The organism is Vreelandella sp. 162(4c) (assembly GCF_058152265.1).
In genome coordinates this window covers 5,028,171-5,052,171 of sequence record NZ_CM176981.1, presented here as the reverse complement: position 1 = coordinate 5,052,171, position 24,001 = coordinate 5,028,171, and the positions used below count along the sequence as shown (strand labels likewise).

Genomic DNA, 24,001 nt, shown 5'->3' with positions numbered 1-24,001 from the left:
CACCGGGGTAGCCCGACGACTTTACTCACTGCTTAGCAAACGCCGCTAACACCGCATCGCCCATGGCATCAGTGCCGATGGTCTGCATACCTTCAGAGGCGATATCCGCAGTGCGCAGACCGTCATCCAGCACGCTGCCGACGGCGGCTTCAATACGCTCCGCCATGGTATTTTCACCCAACGAATAACGCAGCATCATGGCTACCGAAAGCATCATGGCCAGTGGGTTAGCTACATTTTGACCGGCGATATCCGGCGCGCTACCGTGGCATGGCTCGTACATGCCCTGCCCGCTTTCGTTTAGCGAAGCAGAAGGCAGCATACCGATGGAGCCGGTAAGCATAGCGGCAGCGTCAGAGAGAATGTCGCCAAACATATTGCCAGTCACCACCACGTCAAACTGCTTGGGCGCGCGCACCAGCTGCATGGCGGCGTTATCCACGTACATATGGGAAAGCTCAACGTCCGGGTATTCCGGCGCCAAACGCTCCATCACTTCACGCCACAAGATGGTCACTTCCAGCACGTTAGCTTTATCTACTGAGCAAAGTTTCTTGCCACGCTTCTGGGCCATTTCAAAGGCGACGCGGCCAATACGCTCAATTTCGCTTTCAGAATAGATATAGGTGTTAAAACCAACCCGCTCGCCATTTCGTACTTCAATGCCACGGGGCTGGCCGAAGTAAATGCCGCCGGTGAGTTCGCGAACGATCATAATATCCAGCCCGGCCACCAGTTCCGGCTTCAGGCTAGAGGCGCTGGCCAACTGCGGGTAGAGCATTGCCGGGCGCAGATTACCGAACAATCCAAGGTTTTTACGCAGCCCCAGCAGGCCTTTTTCAGGACGCTTGGAGAGGTCTTCAATTTTGTCCCACTTGGGGCCACCCACTGCGCCCAACAAAATCGCACTGGCTGCTTTAGCTTTTTCCAGGGTTTCTGCGGGCAGAGGCTCGCCGTGGACATCATAGGCAGAGCCGCCCACCAAGCCCTCTTCTACTTCAATATCCAAGCCCGCTTCTTGGCACGCCTTCAACAAACGTGCCGCCTGGGCGGCAATCTCGGGGCCAATACCGTCACCCGGCAGCAGTAATACCTTATGAGTCATGCTGAATCCTTAGCACTTACAACTAAATAACTTAGGGTCAACGGCAGGCCTGTGTGACGTCGACCTGCCCTTGCCCACGCATTGGGAGATCTCAAAAATACTTACGCAGACTGCCGGAATAACCAGGGACGCGCAGCTTTATGCTTCTGCTCAAAAGCACGAATGGCGTCTTCGTCTTTTAGCGTCAGGCCAATATCGTCCAGCCCTTCCAGCAGGCAGTGCTTGCGGAACTCATCCACTTCAAACTCTAAAATCTCGCCGCTGGGCGTTACTACGCGCTGGTTCTCCAGATCCACATCCAACTGGTAACCTTCGTTGGCTTCCACCTCGGCAAACAGTCTATCGATCACGTCTTCTGGGAAGGTGATCAGCAAGATGCCGTTCTTGAACGAGTTGTTGTAGAAGATATCGGCAAAGCTAGGCGCAATCACTACCTTAAAACCGAAATCTTCCAGCGCCCAAGGCGCGTGCTCACGAGAGCTGCCGCAACCAAAGTTGCGCCGAGCAAGTAGCACTTCCGCGCCTTTGAAACGCGACTGGTTCAAGACGAAATCAGGGTTCAGCGGGCGCTGTGAGCAGTCTTGCCCCGGCTGGCCTTCATCCAAGTAGCGCAGTTCGTCAAACAGGTTAACGCCGAAGCCGGTACGCTTGATCGACTTCAAAAACTGCTTCGGGATAATCAAATCAGTGTCGACGTTGGCGCGATCCAGGGGCGCTACCACGCCTTCAAAACGTTCAAATTTTTTCATGGTTTAGGCCTCCTGAGCGTGAGTGGCGTCGTTAGCGGGCAAGCTGCGAACATCAACAAAGTGACCGGCAATCGCCGCTGCCGCTGCCATGGCCGGGCTGACCAAGTGCGTACGGCCACCGTAGCCCTGACGCCCTTCAAAGTTGCGGTTAGAAGTAGAGGCGCAGTGTTCACCGGCACCCAGCTTATCCGCGTTCATCGCCAAACACATGGAGCAGCCCGGCTCGCGCCACTCAAAGCCTGCTTCAATAAAGATCTTATCCAAACCTTCCGCTTCAGCTTGGCGCTTCACCAAGCCAGAACCCGGCACCACCATGGCCAGCTTGATGGAATCAGCTACCTTTTTGCCCTTGGCGACTTTGGCGGCTTCACGTAAATCTTCAATACGCGAGTTGGTGCAGGAGCCGATAAAGATTTTATCCAACTTGATATCAGTAATTTTCTGATTGGCGTGAAGGCCCATGTACTCTAAGGCACGAGTGTGGCTACGCTGCACGGTTTCATCCAGCGCAGCGCTGGGATCGGGCACTTGGCCGGAAATACCGGTGACCATTTCCGGGCTGGTGCCCCAGCTCACCTGTGGCTCGATCTCTTCAGCCTGCAAAGTAACCACTTTATCGAACTGCGCATCGTCGTCAGACACCAGATTGCGCCAGTCCGCCACGGCGGCTTCCCACTGCTCTGCCGTGGGCGCGAAAGGACGCTTGGCAAGGTAATCAATGGTGGTATCGTCAACGGCAATCAAACCTACTCGTGCACCCGCTTCAATAGCCATGTTGCACACGGTCATGCGCCCTTCCATAGAGAGCGAAGCAATCGCGCTACCGGCAAATTCAATGGCATAGCCGGTGCCGCCAGCGGTGCCGATCTTGCCGATAATCGCCAGCACCACGTCTTTAGCAGTCACGCCCAGGCCCAGCTCACCTTCCACGCGCACCTGCATATTCTTCATTTTTTGCGCCAGCAAACACTGGGTCGCCATTACGTGCTCAACTTCCGAGGTACCGATACCGTGGGCCAAGGCGCCAAAGGCACCGTGGGTAGCGGTATGGGAGTCGCCGCATACCACGGTCATACCCGGCAGCGTTGCGCCCTGCTCTGGGCCGACCACGTGCACGATGCCCTGACGCGGATCGTTGATTTTGAACTCTTCGATGCCGTACTCAAGGCAGTTATCGTCCAGGGTTTGCACCTGAATCAGCGACACCGGGTCTTTAATACCGCTGTTGCCCTCGGCGCGCTCTTTAATGGTCGTCGGCACGTTATGGTCGGGCGTAGCCAAGTTGGCATCCAAACGCCACGGCTTACGATTAGCTAAACGCAGGCCTTCAAACGCTTGAGGCGAGGTCACTTCGTGAAGCAGCTGGCGGTCGATATAGATCAACGCGGTGCCGTCATCACGCTGTTTAACCAAGTGCTGATTCCAGAGTTTGTCGTAAAGGGTTTGACCTGACATGTGGCTCTCCTGGGCGGTGCCCTGCTAGTTCGGTAACGCAGCCTCTTCGTGCTGCTTATATGTCGGTAGCACAAGTGTTACGCGACTCGCGCATAAAAGCAATTCATGTTATTCATAGATTAGATTCCAAACAGGAATACTTATTCAGGGATACGTCAGTGGATACCCAAAGCCTACAAGCCTTTCTGGCTGTCGCCGATACGCAAAGTTTCTCTCGCGCGGCGGAGCAGCTTTATCTTACCCAGCCCGCCGTTAGCAAACGCATCGCTACCTTGGAGTCTCAGGTAGGTGCACGGCTGTTTGACCGCATTGGTCGACGTATTGCGCTAACCGAAGCCGGTAATGTCTTACTGCCCCAAGCGAGGCGCATCCTGTTTACCGTTGAGGACAGCCGCCGGGCACTAGCCAACCTGTCTGGCCAAGTGGGCGGCAAGCTTACCCTGGCCACCAGCCACCATATTGGCCTGCACCGCTTACCACCACTATTAAAGCAGTACACTCAGCGCCATCCGGAAGTCGAACTCGACCTGCACTTTCTGGATTCTGAGCAGGCTTACCAGGGGGTGCTGGATGGCACTCTGGAAATGGCGGTGGTGACTCTCGCCCCCCACCCTCATGAACAACTGCAGGTCGTAGAGCTTTGGCGTGATCGGCTCTGTTTTACCTGTGCGATTGACCACCCACTTGCCAACCAAGACCCGGCACCTCAAAGCCTCCGGTCATTGGCCGACCTGTGTGAATTCAACTGCGTAATGCCGGGGGCGAAGACCTTTACAGGGTCACTTATTGCGAAACGTTTTAACGAAGCTGGTCTTCAATTGCCTGTAAGCATGGCGACCAACTATTTAGAAACGCTAAAAATGATGTGCAGCGTAGGATTAGGCTGGAGCCTGCTGCCGGAAAAGATGATCGACAGCGAACTGGTAGAGCTAAAGGTAGACACCCCGCCTATTTACCGACCGCTGGGCTATTTGGTGCATACCAATCGAACGCTTTCTAATGCAGCGCGCCGAATGATTGAGGAGCTGGAGAATACGCGGCGTGAAAGTGCTATAAAATAGGCTCAAGTGCACCCGCGGCAGCGCAGCAGTGCTAAAGCTGCCCCCTAAGCAGAAGCTGCACCTCCACTCAGCTCTCATGCATGCGTCAGCTAAACAATTGGCGCTACAGCTAGTCTACTGGATCAATGGTTAAGCGTTGAGCCAGAGCTTGGTGGAGGGTATGCCGGGCTGCTTCGTCGAACAGCACAAAGCGGATCAGGCGCACTTTATGCAAGCTGGGCAGTATGGCTTCGAGGGTAGCCGCACACACCTGAGCGGCTTCTTCCGCCGGGTAGCCGAAAGCACCGGTAGACAGTGCCGGGAAAGCAAGCCGTTCAATACCGTGCTCGTCGGCCAGTTTCAGCGCATTGCGGTAACAGTCCGCCAGCAGTTGATCCTCCGGTTTGTCGACGCCGTATACCGGGCCCAGGCAGTGAATCACCCAGCGGTTGGGCAGATTATGACCGCCGGTAAGTACCGCTTGGCCCGGCTTGATGGGCGCCATTGACTGTCCCTCTTCGGCCAGGCCGGGCCCAGCAGCGCGATGAAGCGCCCCGGCAACGCCCCCACCGGTTCTCAATTGTGCATTGGCGGCATTGACCACGGCATCTACATCGGGTTGTTGAGCGATATCGCCCACTACGCACTGCACGCTGATTCTGCTCTTGTCGCTCATAAGCTCCTCCGACTATTACCAGGCATTACGTAGCGGCCGCTGATGAAGGCTCTCCTTGCCAAGTGCTGCCAGTTATAACCCTCATTTTGGCAAACCCAAGCTCCAGTTCAAGTCAGCATTAGTAAGAGAGCGGAATTGGCGCACCATGAACTGAGCTTCTACTGCTCCCCAAATTGGGCAAACACTTCTTCCCCGGTCAGCTGCTTGGTTTTTTCTGCGAGTGAATAGTAAGTGGGCTTTTGGTCGATAAATATCTGTTCGGTTATTTTCCAATCATCCGCGCTATCAAGAAGGCCAACGGGAAGCGCGTAATGCCCACCCTGCTTTAAGCGATAGAAGAGGTGGGTGCCACACTGTTGGCAGAAACCACGCTCAGCCCATTCTGAGGAACTGAAGGTAGTTATATGCTCCGAGCCGTTAAAATCCACATCACCGGCAAACTCCACCGCAAACAGCGGCCCCCCACCCCACTTTCTGCACATCGAGCAGTGACAAACGCCGACATGGTTGCTTTTGGTGGTAACGGTGACGCTGACAATCCCGCAAAGACAAGCCCCATGAAGCTCTGTGTTGGTTACCATGTTTCTCTCCTTCAGTTCTGATCGTGTTTAACCGTCAAAAGCCAAAATAGCTACGAGGTTTCTTAACAACATCCACCAAGATAGCTCAAAATTAGACTCTCCATTTAAGGTATGGGCGCGGCAGATAGTTTGTTGGATCGATGGTTAAATGTTGAGCCAGGGCTTGGTGGAGGGGATAGCGGCCCGCTTCGTGCGGATTAAACAAACTCTCTTCAGGCTGGGGGCAGGTTATGGCCGATGACAACACCGCATCGTCCACTTCGATGCCCAGTGCCCTACCGGCGCAGAAGTCGTTCTACACATACACGGTGTATCGTCGCATTCTGTGAGCAAAGTTTTTCCGCACTACGCATAATTCACCTCCTTTTAGCTTGTCGGCGTTTCAACACCCTTAACTGCCATAATAGCGCTGCAGATATCAGCCACCCAACGGACGATCTTGACCGAACATGATTCGGTGCCCCTCTGGCGTAGCCACACCAAACTCACGCAGCCCCCAAGGCTTATCAGCTATTGTCTGGAAAATCTCAGCGCCACTCTGCTGATAATCACGATATATCTCGTCTATACCCTCACAGTTTACATATGCGAAGTACGAGTGCTCATGCGTATCACGGGCAGGAAGTTCGTCCGGGCAGTACCCCAACATAACGTGAAAGCTACCAAGGCTAAGGAACGACCAGCCATCTACACGGAAACGGACAGAAAATCCGAGTTTGTCGAGAAAGTAACTCTCGGTCTTCTCAAGATCGTTAACCGCCAGCACATGTTGGGTTGCTTTTACCTCAAACACTTACGACTCCTTTTACCCATATGGATACTTATAATGCCAAGCACTGCGGCGCGAGTTTAGAAGCGTTCGGAGGCTGCAAGCCACGTGCTGCTTCGTTTTGTAATAATCAAAAGGTAGTATCTGCAACGGCGTACATTTTCCATCCATCGGCCGTTTTGGTAAAAGCATAGAACCCATGAACACTCTCAATTTTTGAACCATCTATTCTGCATCTGACAGCAGAGGCAACTGCATGAGCCTCACTATCATTGACAGCTGTCACCTCAAACTTCCAGTCGACAGAATGATCCCAACCCTTTTCCTTTTTAAGGCTTTTGGGATCTATCGGATAGGAATCACACATTGTCACCGAGCCATTTTTAATATATGCGATTGGATACTTGACCATTTTATCGATCAGCGTTACGTCGTTGCTCTTAAATCCAGCAACATAGTATTCCATGTAAGTTTTATGCACTTCAGACCGTAACTCTTCGAACGACATACCACCTCCTCAACACGTGCCATAACACCAGAATAAACGAATCCAATCATGCTTGTATGGCGTTTAAGCATGACTAAGCCACGACGCTTTCCTCACTACGTGCGGGGTCGGCTCAACAGATAGTTGAGATGCGCACGCACCTCTGGCCATTCGCCCTTGTGCAGGCTATACATCACCGTATCGCGAATCGTGCCGTCTCGGCGCAGCACATTGCCACGGATCACGCCGTCCTTTTTCGCGCCTAGGCGCTCAATTGCACGCTGGCTGGCAAAATTGAAGTTGTCAGTACGCCAGCCGATTACATTACATCCCAGCGTCTCGAAAGCGTGTGTCAATAGCAGCAGCTTGCAAGTGGTGTTGACATGCGTGTGCTGCGCTCGCTTGGCGTACCACGTGTAGCCAATTTCCACTCTTTTTACGTCAGGCAAAATATCATGGTAACTAGTAGAGCCAAGCACCGTACCACTGGCCTCTTCAATGACGGTAAAGGCAAAGCGGTGGCCTTCCTCTCGGGCTTTCAAAGCGGTATCAATATAGCGGTGCGTCTCGTCAGGCGCTGGTACCGATGTAATGCGCAGGTTCCATAGCTCCCCGTCCGCTGCGGCAGCGCGCAGACCGGCTTCGTGGTTGAGTGTAAGCGGCACGATTTTTACGCCGCGCGCAGAGAGGGTGACGGGTTCGATAAAGGCCATATGTGTACTCAAATATCTTCTGTAGGCGGTCAAGGGAGAAGCTTAACGATGAGCGTAAACAGCTGGATTTAAAGCAGCCAGGTCGCATTGACGTTTTTATTAGCCAAAGAGGCCAAACATTGGGAGGCCTTAAAGAATCCTCGCCTGCTTGCAGGATTACAGTTTGAGTTTCATTCCTTCATGAGACGCTACGAAGCCGAAGTCCTCATAAAAGCGTAATGCATCCGGCCTCAACTTATCAGTTGTGAGTTGAACCAGAACACACCCTCTTTCTTTAGCGCGATTTATGGCCCACTCAAACATAGCGCGACCAATTCCAGATGATCGGATTTCCTTGGATACGCGAACACCCTCTATCAGAGCTCGCCATTTCCCCTGGTAGGTTAGATATGGAATGAAGGTAATTTGAAGCACGCCCACAATATGATGGCCTATAATTGCAACTACCAACTCATTGTTAGGATCAGCATCGATAGCTTCGAAGGCCGTATGATAGGAATGAGACAGAGGAGTTGAAGGATCTTCACGCTTTAGACCAAGGTTATCGTCGGCTAGCATCTGTACGATAGCTTGCAGATCTTGGTGGGTGGCCACACGAAACGAAACGCTTTCCTCTAGAGACTCGCACATCTCATTTTCTCCTTCCAAGGGCTAAAGCTAAGTGCAAGGGCAGCCTGCAATGTACAGATTTTTGTGCAAAACCAGGAGCGCAGTGGCCGCACACAAAATGTGCCTGTTGTAAGCTAGCCTCCAGAATGAGTGGTTAGATTACAACGCACCGGTCTTGCTTATGGTTCCAAGAGAAACCGCAACCAACTTCTCCTCGCCATTTCCTTGCGAGTATACTTTACACTCACAAGTAGACTGACGCTTACCAGTGTATAAAAGTGCAGATCTAGCAACCAGCCGATCTCCGGTTGCAGGCCGAACATAGTTTACTTTGTATTCTGAGGTAACGCAGCTTCCTAGTACTGACGCGCCAGCAAAGGTGATGCAGTTATTCTATGAATTCAGGCCCAAAACCAAGCCATCTCTCCCCCCATATATCTCATCATTCTTAAAAGACCAGTAAAGCAATGAGAAATTGAATTTATCTCGAATAGCCACTCGATAGACTCTTAACCAACGTGGCGGCTTCATAAAGACAAGAACGGTAGCTCTAGACGCTCTATCCGAATAGGTTCTAGAGTTCCCTCCTTCAATGATCCATTGATGTTTTGATTCCCAGGATCTTACCGTGCTATCAATTTCGGAGTTTGTCCGAAGCTCCCCCTCCTCATCATGAACGGCCTCATCAACACAATAAACAGCTATGTCAAGTAACCTCGAAAGCCTAAGCGCCAACCTAGATTTACCTGTAGTGGTTCAATAAAACCGGACACCAACGTAGGTGGTAATATTGCCACCATAAGCGAGGTGTCTGATGACCAAGAAACGACGTACTTTTTCGCCTGAATTTAAGCAGGAAGCTGCCAGCCTAGTACTAGATCAAGGGTACAGCTATCCCCAAGCTTGTACCTCGTTGGGTGTCGGTGAAAGCGCCCTCCGACGCTGGGTTCACCAGCTTGCGGACGAGCGTCAGGGAGTAACCCCTAAGGGCAAAGCGTTAACCCCAGAACAGCAGCGTATTCAGGAGCTTGAGGCTCGCTGCAAACGCCTTGAGATGGAAAAAACCATCCTAAAAAAGGCTACTGCTCTCTTGATGTCGGACGACATGAATCGTACGCGCTGATAGACCAGTTGAGTGAGCAAATGCCTGTTGAAATGGTCTGTAACGCGTTTGATATTAGCCGCTCCAGTTACTACGAGTACCGCCAGCGGCGGCACCGCGTGTATGTTGAGCGTCTGGCCTTAAAAGCTCAGGTAAACCGCCTTTTCAAAAAGAGTCGCAGCTCAGCTGGTAGCCGCTCGATCAAGGGTTTGCTCAACGAAGAAGGCGTCACCATTGGTCGTTTCAAGGTTCGGCGTTTGATGAGCGAAATGGGGTTGATCTGTAAGCAGCCGGGCCCTCATGCTTACAAGCAGGCGACCGTTGAGCGACCTGATATTGCGAACCATCTTGACCGCAAATTTATACCAGACCAGCCCAATCAGGTCTGGTGTGGTGACATCACTTATATCTGGAGTGGCCAGCGTTGGAGCTATCTTGCCGTTGTGTTGGATCTTTATGCTCGTCGTGTTGTTGGCTGGGCCATTTCGTCCAGCCCAGATGCAGATCTTGTTGTGAAAGCGCTGGATCACGCTTGGGAGCAACGTGGTCAGCCAAAGAGCGTCATGTTCCATTCCGATCAGGGTAGTCAGTATGCAAGCCGCAAGTTCCGCCAAAGACTTTGGCGCTATCGAATTAAACAAAGCATGAGCCGACGTGGCAACTGCTGGGACAACTCGCCGATGGAAAGGCTGTTCCGGAGCCTGAAATCGGAGTGGATACCGGCTTTGGGATATCGAAATCTACCTGAGGCCAAGAAAGACGTTAGTGGATATCTGATGGGTTACTACAACCAGCAGCGCCCTCATTCGTTTAACGGTGGCATGCCTCCCGTTGTGGCTGAGGAAAATCTTAAATTACTGTCCGGGATTAGTTGACCACTACAACCTGAGCCAGGACCTCCGATGATCATTATTCGTGTCGCGCTCATCCCTTCTCTCTTTATACCTAGCGCTGAGTTAACCCGCTTTGCGGTATGGGTTTAAATGATTGCTTAGGCCTTACCGCTCAGTCAGCGCGAGCTGTACGCCTAGACCCGCGAACGCTGCCGCGAAGCTCCTTCGCAACCAACCCTGAATCTTAGGTGAATCAATAACGGCTGCTCTAAATGCATGGGCAAGCTGCCCGTAGATGACGAAGACAACAAAGGTCATCGCCATGAAAATAGCGCTCAGTCCGAGCAAATTCCCTAAAGATGACTGGACGTCTGTTGCAATGAAATGCGGCAAGAAGGCTAAGAAGAAAATGGTCAGCTTGGGGTTGAGGATATTCAGCAGAAACGCCTTACCCATCAGCGAAACGGCATCGCCCTTTCGCCTCACCTCGTGAACAGAGAAAGCGCTTCGATCACGCCAAGTAACGACGGCCAAGTACAGAAGGTATACAACCCCCGCATACTTGAGCACCTGAAATGCTATCGCGCTCGTATGCATGATAGCCGCCAGGCCCAGAACAGTGGCCACCAGGTGCGGCACAATACCAAGTGTGCAACCGATAGCAGCATAGAGACTTGCCAGACGCCCATGCATTAAGCCAATGGAAACGGTGAAGATAACACCTGTGCCTGGGATCATTACGACAACCAACGAGGTAAGCAAGAACTCAGTAGAGAACATAAATGACGACTCCTCTATGGGGCACGACGCTGCCCAATGCACAGCAACGCAGTAGGCTCCAAGTCTGAAGGCAGTCTCAATACTTCCTTCACCCCTGGATCATCGAAACCTGCCACTAAAACACAACCAACTCCGAGCGCTGTACTCTGAAGATGAACATTTTGTGCTAGAGCCCCCGTTTCCATATAGACATAGCGAGCGCCGCGCTCTCCCTGGGGTGGCTGAGCTTCAAAGTGCCGAACTGCCTCTCCAAGTTTCGCGGCAACTCCAATGACGAGAGCCGCTTCTTTCAACCATGGTTGATCGCCAATCCCTAGCGCTTGCACTGCCCCTTCCGGAACACGGTTCCCAATTAACTTTAACGAATGATTATCAGCCTGATACTCATAGATACCGGGCTCAAGTTCCGATACCCGCTGCACCAAGATTTTTAGGTGTAGCGGGTATAATCCACCTGCCGATGGCGTTGCTCTTTTTGTATCCGGCCCTGTTACGCCCTGGGCCGACCAAAGCAATTGAGACAAAACACCTATAGGGAGCAGTGCATTCGTGTACTCCCTCACGCTGCGCCGAGCCGCAATACTACCAACCAATGACTTGGAGCCTTGCTGTTCTGGAGCAGGTAAGTCGAAGACCATGCGTTTACTCCCTATGTATAACAGTGATTATGTGATGCTAGTCGACGACGAACAACTTAGCTCCCTGCTCCGTCGAAGAACGATGAAGTTCGGCATTGTCGGCAACTTGATAGCTCGAACCAGGCGTGAGAACAAAGCAACGACCATCATCTAGCTCCGTATAAAGCTTACATTCTAGGTAGAGTAATATGTGCCTTCTAGCACACCAATGATCTGATATAGCAATACTAATTCGGACTATTGCGCACCAAGAGAACACCAGCACCGATCATCAAACTGCCAGTAACCCAATCCCACCACTGCCGAATGCACGGCCTGCGTAATGCCTGTGCTACGCGCTCCATAAGTATGACAACGCCCCACCACCAAGCGACACCAATCAGTACATCAAGCACACCGAGTATCAAAATTTGCCGAGCTGCACTAACCGTGGGATCGATAAACTGGGGTAAGACACTAAGGAAGAAGATGATCGCCTTGGGGTTGAGCAAATTGCACAAAAAACCATTGGCAAAAGCACGGCTACGGCTAGTGGCATCAATGTTTTCTGGCACGTGTGTCTGTGCACTACGGTGCTGGCTACGACTGCTATACAGAACTGCTAGTCCCATCCAGATTAAATAAGCCGCACCTGCCCACCGAATCAGCATAAACAGCTCAGCGGAGCGGGCCGCAATGGTCGAAAGGCCCAGAGCGGCCATCAGCATATGTATACAGAGTCCGCTCTGAGCACCCAGCGCAGCAGCTAAACCGAGTCGACGATGCTGTACCGCATATCGGCTGACTAGCAGAAAATCCGGGCCGGGAATAAGGTATGCCAGCAATACGACTGCGACGAAGCCAATAAGCTCAATGCCCATCCACCTTCCTCCTATCACCCCCTAGTATGAAGCGAATGCCCATCACACACACCGCAACGTAGCAACACTTGATGATGGTCGCCGTGCTGGCGACTGTTAGAGCGGGTCGGACGGACCAATATAGTTTTCTATGTAAATTGGTTTATCATCCTCAATTACTACCCATGAAGGCTTCTCACAGACCCACATATGACCCGTTACCTCAACTTGAGGATCTCCATCCAGCAGCCCGGTTCTAACGCGGAGAAACTCTGTTTCATTATTGGTAGTGACGTAAATCGGACTGAAGCAATTGGAACAGTAGAAGCGCTGCTTTCCAGGGCGTGACTCATAGGACAACAATTGCTTTGCTCCTGATGTAATGGTGAACTTGTCACGCGCAACTCGGGCTACGGACGAATAGTCTGAGCCCGAGAGCTTACGGCAGGTCTCGCAATAGCATCGCCTCACAGAAAGCCGGGGCCGATCAATGGTGAAACAAATCGATTTGCAGTGACAGCTTCCAGTGATCAAGTGTTCGATCTCCCTTGGCCTCTAACGTGTGAGTGATCGGAACAGTGGTTCAGAACGACGGCTGGTGCATAATGAAGCGAAGACCCAGACGACGGCATGCGCCACTATTTTCAGTATAAAGAATGGTTAAGTCGAACTTCGTTCGCAACTTTTAAGCCGGTACGATCGAAACGAAGTGCCATGCAAGACTCTATTGCCTGCGCATCGCATGCCAACTTTCTCTGCTACTCGAATTGAGGGAAAATTCATGGGATTTATGTCTGCGACGACCTCCGTTAAGTAAACACTGTCAAAGGCGTGTTCCAGAACGGCGGCTGCCGCTTCGGTAGCGAATCCCGGCCCCCAACTTGCACGAGTAAAGCGCCATCCAATTTCGACTTCGTTGCGTACTGCCTCATAGGGAATCAAGAGTATCCAACCTAAAAAGTCGTTGGCATCATGTTTGCGCACAGACCAGTAGCCAAGGCCCGCTGGATATCGCTGCCGCATCCTATCCAGAACAAAAGCCCTGTGTTGATCCGGATCGTGCCATGGACCGGATACGTATCGGGTTACTTGTGGGTCGCGATCCATCGCCAAGCATGCTTCCAGATCCTCAGCCGACCTTGGCGTCATGACTAATCTGCTTGTCGTCAGAATTGGCTGCATCATCAATAAGAGCGACAACTCACGTTTGCGGGGCTCGCGTCATACTCATCGTGGCGCCGAACCCAGTCCATGATTTCCTTCTCGTTGCGGCCTTTCGGCGTGATGTCGAGATAAACGAAGGCGCCAATAACCTCTTCATTGCCACGAGCGTAGCTGGAGTAGGTGTGGAACACAGACCCGCTCTCATCCCTGTAGAAAACGCTAAGGCCGGGCAGTTCTTCGCTGAAGTATTTTGGATCCTCGATAGCTTGGTAGTTGTAGTAGAGCCGACCAGCCTCAAGATCCTCCCTAGCGAAAGAGACCTGAAAGTCAAAATTGAAATCGCTGCCCTGGGAGGATACCCAAGTGGCTGTCCAGCCCATGCGCCTCCGGTAGGCTTCCAGCTTTTCCAGCGGCGCGCGGGATACACGAACGTAACTGACATCATGATTGGCGAGGTGAACGATGGCCCCCTCAGCATGATCCGCCTCCAGCGAGCAGCTCGGGCAGCCCGCATTCCAATCAGGCCCGAACATGAAATGGTGAATGACCAACTGACTGTTTGTGCCAAATAGCTCGGCAAGCGTCTTCTTCCCTTCCAGCGTGTCGAAGACGTATTCCTTCTCTATCTTGACCCATGGCAGATCGCGCCGCTCACGGGCGACCAGGTCGCGCATACGCGTGAGCGCCTTCTCGTTCTTTAGGTGGGCTTTGCGTGCCTGAAGCCACTCCTCTTTGGATACAACTCTCGGTGATTCAATCTGACTCATGACGGACTACCTCGCGTAAATTCAGCGTTGCTCCGGCTTGCAGCACCGGAATAATGCGTTTTGCATAGAGTAGTCGTTCGCCACTGATCAAAATCGACAACACCGCCGCAATTAATGACGATGCGCTTGGTGAAGTATTGATGCATCGCGGCCCTAGTTCGAAAGATTGAGCTGCCAGGAAACGCCATACCTATCCTTTAACCACCCAAACTGTTCACTGAAACCGTAGTTATCCAAAGGCATTAGTTCAGCGCCACCCTCAACTAGGGCATGAAAAGCCTTTTCAATTTCGCTCGTTGATTCACACTCAACATACAACGACATCGATGGCGTGAAAGTAAATTGGTGATCAAGGTGGCTATCTAGCGCCAGAAACTCAGTACCGTTTATCGTAAAGCGAGCCATCTTGGTGGAACCCTCTGGTTCGTTCTCACCCGCTTGGTAGCGCTGAATTTCGAGGATCTCTGAACCAGGAAAGAGTGAGGTATAGAACCTGATTGCCTCTTCGGCCTTCCCGGCTTGCTCGCCGACAAACATTAGCGAGGTCGTAATGGACTTCATGTATGCCTCCGTTCCAATTGATACGTATAATGCTAAGAGTTTAGCGCCCTTGTAATGGAGGCGAAGCCTCATACAAAAGATGTCTGGCTGACATCGTCGGCATACTATTAGACTTATGAATTCCCAATCGCGCCAGATACGCCCATCAATTGAGCAACCAAGGTCTTCCTTTGCATAAAAGTAGGCGGATTAGAGGTTGCAACCAAGATATCTACGTCGCTGCTAGGCTTTAAACCACCAACAACGGCAGAGCCGAAAAGATAAATGCCGACGATTGAATCGCCAAGCACATCTTCAATGATTGACTGTGCCTGCGTTGCTTCATCTGGTATCTCTGGGTTTACCATATTTCAGGGAGTTCCTCTCGCCACCCTCGAACTGCTGAGCAAGCTCAACACAACCATTAAGGTTATAATCACGGACTAAGCCAAACCCACTCGACAATTGAATGCCAAGCCTCAGGCCTAATACTGTGAACAAGCACCCTCAAAGTGAAAAAAGCCGAACCAAGCCTGTTCGCAAAGGCCTGCACCCGAAGAATCTACACAACCAAGACTATGACTTTCCAGCGCTCGTAAAGAGCCACCCAGCGCTAGCTCTCTATGTGAAGCCGAACGCTCATGGCGACCTTTCCATCGATTTCGCAAACCCACTGGCAGTAAAAACGCTCAACGCCGCGTTATTAAACCGATACTACAACATCGTCGATTGGGATATTCCAGAGGGCGCGCTTTGCCCTCCCATCCCAGGCAGAGCCGACTATATTCATCACATGGCAGATTTATTGGAGTTTAGGCTTGGAAATGAACAGCCCAGCATCAAGCTGCTCGATATAGGGACGGGGGCCAATGGCATCTACCCACTACTGGCCTGCCAAATTTACGGCTGGCAGTGTGTCGGTAGTGACATTAACCCTCTGTCGCTTGAAAACGTCGCCACGATTATCTCCCACAACCCCACACTCGAAGATCGCTTCACGCTGCGCACGCAACACGATAAAAACCATGTTTTTGAAGGGATCATTCAACCAGGGGAGTTCTTTGACGTCAGTGTATGCAATCCCCCCTTCCATGCCTCGCTCGATGAAGCACTTAAAGGTAACCAGCGTAAACTCAATAACCTTGCGCGTAGTCGCGGTGAACAAAAAACAAAAACCCCCACGCTGAATTTTGGCGGGATGGGCGCGGAACTCTGGTGCAAGGGAGGCGAACAGCTGTTTCTTAAAAAGCTAATCAGAGAAAGCCAAGTGTATGCAACTCAATGCCGCTGGTTTAGCAGCCTGGTTTCAAAAAACGACAATGTTAAGCCTGCCAAGAAGCTGATCCGTAAGCTCGGTGCCGTTGACGTACGGGAAATAGAGATGAATCAGGGAAATAAGATCACGCGGATATTGGCCTGGACATTTATGTGAGCCGTTCCGGAGATGGCGCATGATTATGCGAAGTCTGCCGTGACATTATTCCGCTATAAGCACATCGCCCAGGATAAAAAAGACAAGTCGAGTTCGTGCTTGATCAGATAGTGCACGGAATGTTCAAAAGTGCTTGGTTGGAGCTACCCCTTGTAGTTGATCACCACCATGACGTTTTGATCGTGGTTATTTAGCTTGAAGCGCGGCATAGTGATCACTCCGAGAATGTTTTCTCGATCCTACCAAACTTAGCCGTCAGTGGTTTTTTCTAAAGTCTCAACGCCCGGCTTTGGGGCGGTCTTGGAACGGCGCAGCGGTGGAAAGGCCGTTCCAGCCCCACAAGGGTGACAACAACCGTTTGTTATGCATCTGCTCCAATTCTCAACTGAAAAATATTGCCTTCACAATCACAGCCATCACATACTTGGCGACCCTCAAGTCTCCAACTTTTGGGTTGGTATATAGCCCCATTTTTTTCTTTTATTTTCTCACCAATTAGCTCAAGAGGAATATCAATAAAGAATGTTGGCTTTATTGGCGTATCTTCTCTGGCTTTATCTGCACTAAACGCTTTTTTTAGAAATATCTGTTTCAAGCAACACAAGCTCAAAGCTACCAGCCATTAGTAAAGCGTACGATTCCTCATTTTCTGAGACTTCGAAGCCATAGACCTGACAATAGAATTCGGCTAATCTACTGATTGACGGTGAATAAATAACCAGCCCTGTTGTCACAGGCCCTCCTCACGCACAATCGAATGCAAACACCTGCCATAAAAGGCCGAGTGAAGCGAGGTTCGGCAACCGAAGGGAGCGTATTTAATGGCCTGGTTATGCATCGGGCTCTGACCAAACAGCATATTCATTTCCATTCGGATCAGTGAAGTGAAACCTCCGACCACCGAGGAAATCGAATATATCCTGAACCACTTTACCACCTGACGATATGACATTCTTTATCGTTGCCTCAAGTTCTGAACTGTAAAGTACCACCAGTACGCTACCGCTCTCAGGTGAGGATACTTTGTCAGACTTGTAAAAGCCGCCATCTAATCCGGCATTCTCTATAGCCACATACTCTGGGCCATAGTCGATGAATGACCACTCAAGGACCGAGGTAAAGAACGCTTTAGTTGCTTCAAGATCCCTTGAAGGAATCTCGACATAGTTTATTTTCCCCGTTTCCTTCATAACGTCCTCCCGTATGCATAACGAGGTTGTAGAAAAACCCAATTTCGAGCCACCTCCACCGCCTGTCATCCTAATTTATCTAACCCAGCCAGTCATCTGGCTAGATAATAGTAATATTGGCATTCAGCCACTAAAGTACGCGTCTAACGTTAGTTAAGAGGTCTATTTTGCTCTTATGAAGCGACATATCCCGCTCCTAGCCCTTTATGACGCGGCCAAATGACCATAATTCGCTAACTTCTCATATTATGCACCAGACAGTATAGCTGGCAATGGCCCTGTACTTTCTTCTTGCCCCCAAGAGTGGAGCGGTTCAGTCTTTTCATCGTACCAATGTTGCCAAAGAGGGGTTCCACGACAGACATACGATGACTGTAAATTTCTTTATCCTTGGGGCTATCGACTCGGTGTTGGTAGCCCAGTAAGCCTTGTTCATGACACACCAGTGGCACTTGTTCGAACAGCGCTTCTCACGGTTGGAGGTGATCTTGGTAGTGGATCACCAACATGGCGTGCTGATCATAGTTATAAGTCTTGAAGCGGGGCATGCTGACCACCCCTCGTCTGTTTTCTCGATCCTACTAAAGCTTAGCCGTCAGTGAGGTTTTTCTACAGCCTCAACGTCAGGCTTCAGGGCCCGGCGGACGGGATCGCGACGCTGCGGTAGCACGGGGGGGGTGCTCCGCTGGTCCCCTGCAAGCTATTGTTCGGCCCGCGAGATTCGAGCTCAAGGCACAAGGTCTTGGCTTTGATCCGATGTTTTATTGTGTAATCCAATCAATGGACTGGCCATGTGGGCCTGTGAACGCCACCGGTCCCCCGTCGACTGAGAGAATGAAGCGATCTTTAGGGTTGTTGGCAGCCGCCAGTGCATCGATGTTTGGAAAAACGCCGGGGGCTTCGTTACTGATCCACACGGCGTCCAATTCCTGGACGAGCTGCGCGAACTTCTCGCGGTCTTCAGGACGCAAATAGGCTAACACTGCCGAATGGAAAATCACCAAGGTAGCATCGCTTGGTGCCGTTTCGATGAGCGCCGGGAGGTCATAGAGTAAGTCCCCCGCGCGCACTAGCGGTGGAGACTTTTGGCCAACACGAATCGCCGCCGCTAACCGCTCAAGCCTGCCCTTCTGTCCGGGCCACACTAACGACTCCAGCCACTCTACCTCACCCGGATCCGAGAGGTTAAGCGGATTGAGATCAATCCCGGCGCGCCACACTACTGTCGGGAGGCCAGTTGGAACTGGAGTCGCTTCGTTCGCACGACATGGGAAAACCGGTGGTTTGGTGGAACACTCGCTCCTGGGGAGGAGGCGAACTCGGCCATAGTCGTAACCGTATCGATCTGGCAACAAACACAGTCCAGCGGCTGCGCCCACTTCAAGCAGCGCGAGAGGCCCGGAAAAGCCGGCAAGAACGGGGAGAATCGTGGCACATCGGCCGGGCTCATTAGTTTGCGTACTTCGAGCCAGTATCTCGCCACGAATGGATTCAGCACGGCTTCTGACCCAGTGTTCGAACTCGTTAGCGTCTGTCGCTGTGCCCATTAGAAGCTTGACCGCGCCGAACAGCAGGTTCGGCTGTTGCTTTATGGGTGGCAGAGTTGAAAGGAATTGCAGCAGTGCGTCGGATTCGGCTACACGAAAGGCGAGTTCCTCATACAGAGGAGAAACACCGTGAGCCTCACGTTCCGCAAACATCCGGTAGCGAGCACGGATGTTCTCAATCACTGGGGTGGTAGACGCTTGGCTCATCCGAAAGCTCCATTCGAATGGTTAAACGGCCGATCTGCCGGACACTCGTATTTGCGGCTGGTTTACAGCACAGCGGAAAAACAGTCCGACAACCTGCGCTTGTTATATGCTGATCCCATTTGGAACTTGCACTGGGGTAAGGACTGATATGTGCCGTAAACAAGCTGTTAACTCTTAGGTATCGTATCAGGACGTATATATGGAAACATGTGCGCTACGTAGTCAGCTTTTCCAAGTTCTATCTTCTCGCTGCGCAATATTGAATAGGCAGTCATGAGGTGGAAATAGAATTGGGCTAATGTCCAATCGCGTGCATATTGCTCGGCGGTCAGATCGAGAATAATACCGTTCGGAAGTTCGTGTACAAGTGGCTTATCTGCCTTTGCATCTAGCGCGTCGGGGGTGAGGCCGTCTAGTAATGCGATAGTTTGATCAATCCGAGCTTGAGCATCGGTGAGCGAGCCGGGCCGTTCGCCTGCATTTCGCCCTTCTTCAAGCAGTTCATCGATAGATTCTGGGAACGGCTTTCCTTGAAGCAGGGCTACTGTCTCTTGAGCCTGCACGCAAGCAAACCGAACCTGAGTCGACAGAGGAAACATGTCCGGTGCTAGACGCGCGGATAACAGCGCTTCCGCATCTGCTTTCGGTATTTGCGCCTGTGCCTTCTTCAGCCAGCCTGAAAGCGCTCGAAGCATTTGTGTATAGGTCGGAATGAGTAGCTTCGTTAGTGACATGGATTTCCTTCCTTATAAATTGATGGCTGTCTACTGTTCATGGGGCACTCGGAAACATAACGCCACATTCAGCGGTTTGTCGGCTGCAATGCTTGGTTAAACGCTTTATTTAAGTATGCCAGCATGAACGGCGTCCTCTAGCTTATTATGCATAACAGACCAAAGCTCTTTGCTGCCCGCCTCTATTCGCTGATTCACTGAGAACACCTTTTCTTTTGTGATCCCATGTGCTTCCCAACTATGACCGCCACCATGAATGTTATGAAGCAAAGGTGGCACCCTATCTATGGCTTTAGCAAAGCAAGAGTCCGCCGTTTCCCCGGCCTCAAACTCATGCCATAGCGCCAAGAATTCGTCGGCCATTTCATCAGGCAAGATGTTTAAAAGCCGAACAATACCTGCCGCTTCTTTGGCTTTATTTTCGCTCGTCTCGTTTGCGTAAATAATGGTATCGCCAACATCAATCTCACCGAGATCATGAATAAGAAGCATCTTAATAACACGATTGATATCTATCTTTTCATTAGCGAAGTCTTTCAACATCAAGGCAGTAAGGCATACATGCCAACTGTGTTCTGCTGAGTTTTCGAATCGATCAAGGCCCACCGGCTTTGTTTTTCGATGCACGTCTTTCAGCTTTTCAATCTCAACAATAAAGCCGAGGATTTTTTCTATGTCTTCCACAACTCCTCCTGAGCGTTTAATGTCTGCCATCAGGCGCGTGCGCCCTAGCACGTCGCCCTGCATGGCATTGTTGGGCTATCCATTTGCAACCTCGTCATAATTGCGATCGCAAGCAATAGTTTGTCCGCCACACGCCGTATACTAGACGAAGCGATGCAAGCGTTTGCCAGGCAAAAGATCATATTGCGACTTCCAATTGGGAAGTTTCGAGATTCGTCCTAGCCACTCGTGAACTTTGGGATGGCTCGCGGCAAGGTCATAGCCAGTTTCATCGCTTGGGTACGACAAGTAAGCGCACATCGAAATGTCCACGATGGTCGCGCGTTCTCCGGTTACAAACGGCTGAGATGACACTTGCTTCTCCAGGACACCGAGGAAGTCATCGATACGCCTGCGTAGAAAAGCAAGCACGTCCTTGTTGGGCCGCTCGGTAAATGTCCGGAGAAAGCGATATGTCGCCATAAAGCCTGAGAGTTTCTGGTTGTCCCAGAACAGCCAACGCAGGATTTCATACTCCTCGCTTTCATTCAGGGAGCCAAAACGGCCGAATTGTTTCGATAGCCTGATAAGCAATGATCCTGTCTGCGTGAGCTTAACGCCGTCTTCCTCAAGAACAGGTATCTCACCCATGGGGTTGACGTTGGCGCGCCACTCGGCTGTCCAGGTGACCCTTGATGCAAAGTCTGTCCATATCGGCTCGAATGTCTGATCGCATAGTGTGAGCATCAGTGCCAACTTGTAGCTGTTGCCTGACTCTGGAAAGTAGTGAAGTCGATATTGACTCAATGTTCCCCCTAGCGCAGCGAGTGTGATGGGATGATGGTGTGACTCAATGAGGCCCAACGCTTCGTATCAGGTGCGCCGCTTTTGGCGTCACCTGGATGCATTTGTTGGGCGGCAACGCACCGAGGGTAAATTCACGTTTCGGAATCTCACCCGAGATTCAATAACAATTTAGAGCCAGCACTGATTAATTGCACATCAGATTGTATGCGGAAGTAAAACCCATGAGGCTTAGAGTTTTTGTTTGCCACCCAGTGCTCGAATACTTCCCCGCAACTTTAATCGCATCCCCAGCTTTCATTGCATCAACATCCGTTCCACTTAGGTTAAATGAAAAGTATCTGCTGTCTGTAACCATATCCGAGCCACCTAGGTACGTTGAGAACTTTCCTCTCTTTTCCACCGGCGCCTGATCGTCAACCATGTACTTTAAATCGGCCCCGAAGCTCAGACTCTCGAACCCATATGAGTTAACCTCCATATTTAGTTCACCACAGCGGAAGGTGAATCCACTCTTGGTGATCTGAAAAACTTCTGATTTTGAGCTATCAAACGGATCAGTCTGCCTTGCTAGGCCAATCCACCCTTGTTCCAATTGCCGAATCTTGACTGAAGCGTCGGCAGCCGTCTCGTTGATACCCGCCAAGGCCAAAAACACCATTATAATTGTAATAAATTTCATAACTTCCCTCTGTCTTACAACAAATATATAAATAGGCACGTCAGCGCTAGGCTATAGTTACTTTAAGCATGCTTAGGGTATACCACTAGGCACACTTGACGCCCAACGAGGCTGTAGAAAAACCCGATTTTTAGCCATCTCTACCGCCTGTGATCCTAATTTAGTTACCCAGCCAGTCATCTGGCTGGATAATATTAATATCGGCATTCAGACACTAAAGTGCGCGCCTAACGCCAGTTAAGAGAACTACTTGGCTCTTATGTAGCGACTTATCTCGCTCATAGCCCTTCATGACGCGGCCAAATGACCATAATTCGCTAACTTCTCAATATTGTGCACCAAGCAGTAAAGCTGCCACTGACCTTGCACCTTTTTCTTACCCCGAAGGCTGAAGCGGTTCAGTCTTTTCGTTGTGCCAATATTGCCGAACACCGGCTCTACGACTGACATGCGATGGCTGTAAATTTCTTTGCCCTTCGGGCTATCAACTCGGTGCTTCATCCAGTCCGTGTAATTGGGTAAGCGGTTGTTCTCGATAATAAAAGACACTTGTCGCCCTGCGCCGTTGCGATGGTCGGCAGAGCTCGGGTTCTGCATGCATCGGTATTTCTTTGGGCAGTGCCGACATTGCAGTAAACGCCCTTCAAAGTGTACACGGATCTTGCCATTGTCTGTTTCTCGTTGCCCACGATAGGACAGCTTTTCACCGGTGGGGCAGATACACGTTAGGTTTACAGGATCAAACTGGAACGCGCTGGCGGGCGTCGTCTCTCGCCAGCCTTTATCTGGTAAGTTCTGGTGGCGCTTGCCGTATTTGTCTTTCTGGTTAGCGAACTTTGGATCTCGGCTGCGGAACTGGTTATCGGGGATGTAGCCGTTGATCTGCTGTTCGTTCAGATACTTCATATTGGCTTCGTTGGCAAAGCCTGTATCGGCGGTGACGACGGTGCCTTTCTGGTAGATGTTTTCCGCAATGCCCAGTTTCTTAAAACGAGATTCGACCATTTCCAGTACGGGCTGCAAGGTGTGATGTTCCTGGCCTTCGCCGAAGGCCTGAGCGTCAATGACGATCTGGTGTTTTTTATCCACCGTGGCTACGCCGTTATAGCCCTGGATCGTGCCCTTGCTTGTCGTCATTTTGGCACTTTCGTTATCGGTCAGATTGCTCTTCACTTCCTTGATTCGCTTCCCCCGGCCCATCCTTGGGCTGTGCGTCTTTAGGAAACGATCCACTTTATTCATGGCGGCATCTAGCGAGAGAATCGTCTTGGCCCGTCGGATATCCCTATCCAGATCGGCTTCCGTCTCGGCCTCATCACGCGCGTAGTGCTCCAGTAGGTGATGCCGAATCAGGCCTCTCAGTTTCTCACGTTTCTCGTCCAATTCTTTGAACGTGCCAGACCACTCTTTGGAGGCATCGGAGGACATCTTGCAGCCGTCAATGGCAAAGAGTTCGTTACCCAGCAAGCCCTGTTCATGGCACACCAGCAGCACTTGTTCGAACAGCGCTTCAATCTCATCGGCATGGCGACTGACAAAGCTGGCCAGTGTGGTGAAGTGAGGAACGGTATCGCAGGAAAGAGCTTTAAAAATAATATTGGTCTCGCAGCACCACTGCATTTCACGACTGGAGGTGATGCCTTTTGAGTAAGCAAACAGGATAATCTTAAGCAGGATGGCCGGATCATAGGCCAGCCGGCCGGTCGCATCGTTGCGGTACTTGGGGTGGAAAACGGACAAGTCGAGTTTATGCTCGATCAGGTAATGCACTGCGTGCTCAAAGGTGCCGGGTTGGAGTTGATCTTGGTAGTTGATCACCACCATGGCATTTTGATCGTGGTTATAAGGCTTGAAGCGCGGCATGCTGACCACTCCTCGTCTGTTTTCTCGATCCT

At 51.3% G+C, this 24,001-nt stretch carries 31 protein-coding genes; 3 read left to right on the top strand and 28 right to left on the bottom strand.

Annotated elements, in window-relative coordinates; genetic code table 11:
* Positions 1-25: 25 nt before the first annotated feature.
* The 3 genes from leuB to leuC all read right to left on the bottom strand — a co-directional run bounded on the left by leuB (position 26) and on the right by leuC (position 3,309).
* Positions 26-1,105 carry a 3-isopropylmalate dehydrogenase gene (gene leuB / locus AC4EYZ_RS23310; RefSeq protein ID WP_490204052.1) on the bottom strand — a complete coding sequence of 360 codons (1,080 nt, stop codon included), beginning with the start codon at positions 1,103-1,105 and terminating at the stop codon, positions 26-28.
* A gap of 101 nt (positions 1,106-1,206) precedes the next feature.
* Positions 1,207-1,854: a 3-isopropylmalate dehydratase small subunit gene (gene leuD / locus AC4EYZ_RS23305; protein WP_474192504.1), complete on the bottom strand. Its 648-nt coding sequence runs from the start codon at positions 1,852-1,854 to the stop codon at positions 1,207-1,209.
* 3 nt (positions 1,855-1,857) lie between these two features.
* Positions 1,858-3,309: a 3-isopropylmalate dehydratase large subunit gene (leuC, locus tag AC4EYZ_RS23300; RefSeq protein WP_009286959.1), complete on the bottom strand. Its 1,452-nt coding sequence runs from the start codon at positions 3,307-3,309 to the stop codon at positions 1,858-1,860.
* Between the two features lie 158 nt (positions 3,310-3,467).
* Between leuC and AC4EYZ_RS23295 the strand changes: the two genes are divergently transcribed.
* Positions 3,468-4,370: a LysR family transcriptional regulator gene (locus AC4EYZ_RS23295; RefSeq protein ID WP_474192503.1), complete on the top strand. Its 903-nt coding sequence runs from the start codon at positions 3,468-3,470 to the stop codon at positions 4,368-4,370.
* Positions 4,371-4,479: 109 nt separating this feature from the next.
* Here AC4EYZ_RS23295 and AC4EYZ_RS23290 read toward each other — a convergent pair whose 3' ends face one another.
* The 7 genes from AC4EYZ_RS23290 to AC4EYZ_RS23260 form a co-directional block, all read right to left on the bottom strand.
* On the bottom strand, positions 4,480-5,025 hold the full coding sequence (locus AC4EYZ_RS23290; protein ID WP_474192502.1) for a macro domain-containing protein: 546 nt from the start codon (positions 5,023-5,025) through the stop codon (positions 4,480-4,482).
* Between the two features lie 158 nt (positions 5,026-5,183).
* Positions 5,184-5,606: a GFA family protein gene (locus tag AC4EYZ_RS23285; RefSeq protein WP_233975081.1), complete on the bottom strand. Its 423-nt coding sequence runs from the start codon at positions 5,604-5,606 to the stop codon at positions 5,184-5,186.
* Positions 5,607-6,024: 418 nt separating this feature from the next.
* Entirely contained in the window at positions 6,025-6,399 is a 375-nt protein-coding gene (locus AC4EYZ_RS23280) for a VOC family protein (protein WP_474192501.1), read from the bottom strand.
* Positions 6,400-6,505: 106 nt separating this feature from the next.
* On the bottom strand, positions 6,506-6,883 hold the full coding sequence (locus tag AC4EYZ_RS23275) for a DUF6841 family protein (RefSeq protein ID WP_474192500.1): 378 nt from the start codon (positions 6,881-6,883) through the stop codon (positions 6,506-6,508).
* A gap of 95 nt (positions 6,884-6,978) precedes the next feature.
* Complete coding sequence (locus tag AC4EYZ_RS23270) at positions 6,979-7,575, bottom strand: GNAT family N-acetyltransferase (protein WP_474192499.1); 597 nt, start codon at positions 7,573-7,575, stop codon at positions 6,979-6,981.
* Between the two features lie 156 nt (positions 7,576-7,731).
* Positions 7,732-8,205 carry a GNAT family N-acetyltransferase gene (locus AC4EYZ_RS23265; protein WP_490204051.1) on the bottom strand — a complete coding sequence of 158 codons (474 nt, stop codon included), beginning with the start codon at positions 8,203-8,205 and terminating at the stop codon, positions 7,732-7,734.
* Positions 8,206-8,343: 138 nt separating this feature from the next.
* Positions 8,344-8,568, bottom strand: a complete 225-nt coding sequence (locus tag AC4EYZ_RS23260) for a PaaI family thioesterase (protein WP_490204297.1) — start codon at positions 8,566-8,568, stop codon at positions 8,344-8,346.
* Positions 8,569-8,998: 430 nt separating this feature from the next.
* On the opposite strand from AC4EYZ_RS23260, the gene AC4EYZ_RS23255 reads away from it, so the two are divergent.
* A protein-coding gene (locus AC4EYZ_RS23255) for an IS3 family transposase (protein WP_490203814.1) occupies positions 8,999-10,161 on the top strand; the annotation gives its coding sequence in 2 pieces (ribosomal slippage) (positions 8,999-9,254 and positions 9,254-10,161; 1,164 coding nt in all).
* A gap of 123 nt (positions 10,162-10,284) precedes the next feature.
* On the opposite strand, the gene AC4EYZ_RS23250 is transcribed toward AC4EYZ_RS23255, so the two are convergent.
* The 9 genes from AC4EYZ_RS23250 to AC4EYZ_RS23210 form a co-directional block, all read right to left on the bottom strand.
* The gene (locus AC4EYZ_RS23250; protein WP_474192171.1) at positions 10,285-10,899 is read right to left on the bottom strand and encodes a LysE family translocator; all 615 of its coding nucleotides are present in this window, start codon (positions 10,897-10,899) and stop codon (positions 10,285-10,287) included.
* 14 nt (positions 10,900-10,913) lie between these two features.
* Positions 10,914-11,537 carry a SagB/ThcOx family dehydrogenase gene (locus AC4EYZ_RS23245; RefSeq protein ID WP_474192170.1) on the bottom strand — a complete coding sequence of 208 codons (624 nt, stop codon included), beginning with the start codon at positions 11,535-11,537 and terminating at the stop codon, positions 10,914-10,916.
* 37 nt (positions 11,538-11,574) lie between these two features.
* The gene (locus AC4EYZ_RS23240) at positions 11,575-11,796 is read right to left on the bottom strand and encodes a DHCW motif cupin fold protein (RefSeq protein ID WP_474192173.1); all 222 of its coding nucleotides are present in this window, start codon (positions 11,794-11,796) and stop codon (positions 11,575-11,577) included.
* The gene (locus tag AC4EYZ_RS23235) at positions 11,765-12,397 is read right to left on the bottom strand and encodes a LysE family translocator (protein ID WP_474192169.1); all 633 of its coding nucleotides are present in this window, start codon (positions 12,395-12,397) and stop codon (positions 11,765-11,767) included. Before AC4EYZ_RS23235 ends, AC4EYZ_RS23240 begins: the two co-directional genes overlap by 32 nt.
* 96 nt (positions 12,398-12,493) lie before the next feature.
* Entirely contained in the window at positions 12,494-12,910 is a 417-nt protein-coding gene (locus tag AC4EYZ_RS23230; protein WP_474192168.1) for a GFA family protein, read from the bottom strand.
* A gap of 126 nt (positions 12,911-13,036) precedes the next feature.
* Positions 13,037-13,525, bottom strand: coding sequence for a GNAT family N-acetyltransferase (locus AC4EYZ_RS23225; protein WP_474192167.1), 489 nt, complete (start codon positions 13,523-13,525; stop codon positions 13,037-13,039).
* 35 nt (positions 13,526-13,560) lie between these two features.
* On the bottom strand, positions 13,561-14,307 hold the full coding sequence (locus AC4EYZ_RS23220) for a DUF899 domain-containing protein (protein WP_474192166.1): 747 nt from the start codon (positions 14,305-14,307) through the stop codon (positions 13,561-13,563).
* Positions 14,308-14,460: 153 nt separating this feature from the next.
* Complete coding sequence (locus AC4EYZ_RS23215; RefSeq protein WP_474192165.1) at positions 14,461-14,868, bottom strand: VOC family protein; 408 nt, start codon at positions 14,866-14,868, stop codon at positions 14,461-14,463.
* Positions 14,869-14,981: 113 nt separating this feature from the next.
* Positions 14,982-15,215, bottom strand: coding sequence for a nucleotidyltransferase domain-containing protein (locus AC4EYZ_RS23210; protein WP_474192164.1), 234 nt, complete (start codon positions 15,213-15,215; stop codon positions 14,982-14,984).
* 125 nt (positions 15,216-15,340) lie between these two features.
* Between AC4EYZ_RS23210 and rlmF the strand changes: the two genes are divergently transcribed.
* On the top strand, positions 15,341-16,279 hold the full coding sequence (rlmF, locus tag AC4EYZ_RS23205) for a 23S rRNA (adenine(1618)-N(6))-methyltransferase RlmF (protein ID WP_474192163.1): 939 nt from the start codon (positions 15,341-15,343) through the stop codon (positions 16,277-16,279).
* Between the two features lie 361 nt (positions 16,280-16,640).
* On the opposite strand, the gene AC4EYZ_RS23200 is transcribed toward rlmF, so the two are convergent.
* From AC4EYZ_RS23200 to AC4EYZ_RS23160, 9 genes are all read right to left on the bottom strand, one after another.
* Positions 16,641-16,874: a ubiquitin family protein gene (locus tag AC4EYZ_RS23200; protein WP_474192162.1), complete on the bottom strand. Its 234-nt coding sequence runs from the start codon at positions 16,872-16,874 to the stop codon at positions 16,641-16,643.
* A gap of 235 nt (positions 16,875-17,109) precedes the next feature.
* Positions 17,110-17,469, bottom strand: coding sequence for a VOC family protein (locus AC4EYZ_RS23195; RefSeq protein ID WP_474192161.1), 360 nt, complete (start codon positions 17,467-17,469; stop codon positions 17,110-17,112).
* A gap of 233 nt (positions 17,470-17,702) precedes the next feature.
* On the bottom strand, positions 17,703-17,834 hold the full coding sequence (locus AC4EYZ_RS23190; protein ID WP_474192172.1) for a transposase: 132 nt from the start codon (positions 17,832-17,834) through the stop codon (positions 17,703-17,705).
* Between the two features lie 396 nt (positions 17,835-18,230).
* A complete protein-coding gene (locus AC4EYZ_RS23185; RefSeq protein WP_490204050.1) occupies positions 18,231-19,223 on the bottom strand; it encodes a DUF2332 domain-containing protein in 993 nt (330 codons plus the stop codon).
* A gap of 167 nt (positions 19,224-19,390) precedes the next feature.
* On the bottom strand, positions 19,391-19,957 hold the full coding sequence (locus AC4EYZ_RS23180; protein ID WP_474192159.1) for a DUF1993 domain-containing protein: 567 nt from the start codon (positions 19,955-19,957) through the stop codon (positions 19,391-19,393).
* A 105-nt stretch (positions 19,958-20,062) separates the two neighbouring features.
* Entirely contained in the window at positions 20,063-20,641 is a 579-nt protein-coding gene (locus AC4EYZ_RS23175) for an HD domain-containing protein (RefSeq protein ID WP_474192158.1), read from the bottom strand.
* 141 nt (positions 20,642-20,782) lie between these two features.
* Positions 20,783-21,427, bottom strand: a complete 645-nt coding sequence (locus tag AC4EYZ_RS23170; RefSeq protein WP_490204049.1) for a glutathione S-transferase family protein — start codon at positions 21,425-21,427, stop codon at positions 20,783-20,785.
* Between the two features lie 184 nt (positions 21,428-21,611).
* Positions 21,612-22,106, bottom strand: a complete 495-nt coding sequence (locus tag AC4EYZ_RS23165; protein WP_490204048.1) for a hypothetical protein — start codon at positions 22,104-22,106, stop codon at positions 21,612-21,614.
* A gap of 288 nt (positions 22,107-22,394) precedes the next feature.
* Entirely contained in the window at positions 22,395-23,969 is a 1,575-nt protein-coding gene (locus tag AC4EYZ_RS23160; RefSeq protein WP_490204047.1) for a transposase, read from the bottom strand.
* Positions 23,970-24,001: the final 32 nt, after the last annotated feature.

Excerpts from the sequence above, each read along its gene's own strand:
- AC4EYZ_RS23275 (WP_474192500.1), bottom strand. The coding sequence starts at position 6,883 with ATGTCGTTCGAAGAGTTACGGTCTGAAGTGCATAAAACTTACATGGAA.
- AC4EYZ_RS23270 (WP_474192499.1), bottom strand. The coding sequence starts at position 7,575 with ATGGCCTTTATCGAACCCGTCACCCTCTCTGCGCGCGGCGTAAAAATC.
- AC4EYZ_RS23210 (WP_474192164.1), bottom strand. The coding sequence starts at position 15,215 with ATGGTAAACCCAGAGATACCAGATGAAGCAACGCAGGCACAGTCAATC.
- AC4EYZ_RS23165 (WP_490204048.1), bottom strand. The coding sequence starts at position 22,106 with ATGAAATTTATTACAATTATAATGGTGTTTTTGGCCTTGGCGGGTATC.
- AC4EYZ_RS23180 (WP_474192159.1), bottom strand. The coding sequence starts at position 19,957 with ATGTCACTAACGAAGCTACTCATTCCGACCTATACACAAATGCTTCGA.
- AC4EYZ_RS23225 (WP_474192167.1), bottom strand. The coding sequence starts at position 13,525 with ATGACGCCAAGGTCGGCTGAGGATCTGGAAGCATGCTTGGCGATGGAT.
- AC4EYZ_RS23190 (WP_474192172.1), bottom strand. The coding sequence starts at position 17,834 with ATGTCTGTCGTGGAACCCCTCTTTGGCAACATTGGTACGATGAAAAGA.
- leuB (WP_490204052.1), bottom strand. The coding sequence starts at position 1,105 with ATGACTCATAAGGTATTACTGCTGCCGGGTGACGGTATTGGCCCCGAG.
- AC4EYZ_RS23285 (WP_233975081.1), bottom strand. The coding sequence starts at position 5,606 with ATGGTAACCAACACAGAGCTTCATGGGGCTTGTCTTTGCGGGATTGTC.
- AC4EYZ_RS23235 (WP_474192169.1), bottom strand. The coding sequence starts at position 12,397 with ATGGGCATTGAGCTTATTGGCTTCGTCGCAGTCGTATTGCTGGCATAC.
- AC4EYZ_RS23245 (WP_474192170.1), bottom strand. The coding sequence starts at position 11,537 with ATGGTCTTCGACTTACCTGCTCCAGAACAGCAAGGCTCCAAGTCATTG.
- AC4EYZ_RS23185 (WP_490204050.1), bottom strand. The coding sequence starts at position 19,223 with ATGAGCCAAGCGTCTACCACCCCAGTGATTGAGAACATCCGTGCTCGC.
- AC4EYZ_RS23160 (WP_490204047.1), bottom strand. The coding sequence starts at position 23,969 with ATGCCGCGCTTCAAGCCTTATAACCACGATCAAAATGCCATGGTGGTG.
- AC4EYZ_RS23290 (WP_474192502.1), bottom strand. The coding sequence starts at position 5,025 with ATGAGCGACAAGAGCAGAATCAGCGTGCAGTGCGTAGTGGGCGATATC.
- leuD (WP_474192504.1), bottom strand. The coding sequence starts at position 1,854 with ATGAAAAAATTTGAACGTTTTGAAGGCGTGGTAGCGCCCCTGGATCGC.
- AC4EYZ_RS23195 (WP_474192161.1), bottom strand. The coding sequence starts at position 17,469 with ATGAAGGAAACGGGGAAAATAAACTATGTCGAGATTCCTTCAAGGGAT.
- AC4EYZ_RS23265 (WP_490204051.1), bottom strand. The coding sequence starts at position 8,205 with ATGTGCGAGTCTCTAGAGGAAAGCGTTTCGTTTCGTGTGGCCACCCAC.
- AC4EYZ_RS23250 (WP_474192171.1), bottom strand. The coding sequence starts at position 10,899 with ATGTTCTCTACTGAGTTCTTGCTTACCTCGTTGGTTGTCGTAATGATC.
- AC4EYZ_RS23220 (WP_474192166.1), bottom strand. The coding sequence starts at position 14,307 with ATGAGTCAGATTGAATCACCGAGAGTTGTATCCAAAGAGGAGTGGCTT.
- AC4EYZ_RS23215 (WP_474192165.1), bottom strand. The coding sequence starts at position 14,868 with ATGAAGTCCATTACGACCTCGCTAATGTTTGTCGGCGAGCAAGCCGGG.
- leuC (WP_009286959.1), bottom strand. The coding sequence starts at position 3,309 with ATGTCAGGTCAAACCCTTTACGACAAACTCTGGAATCAGCACTTGGTT.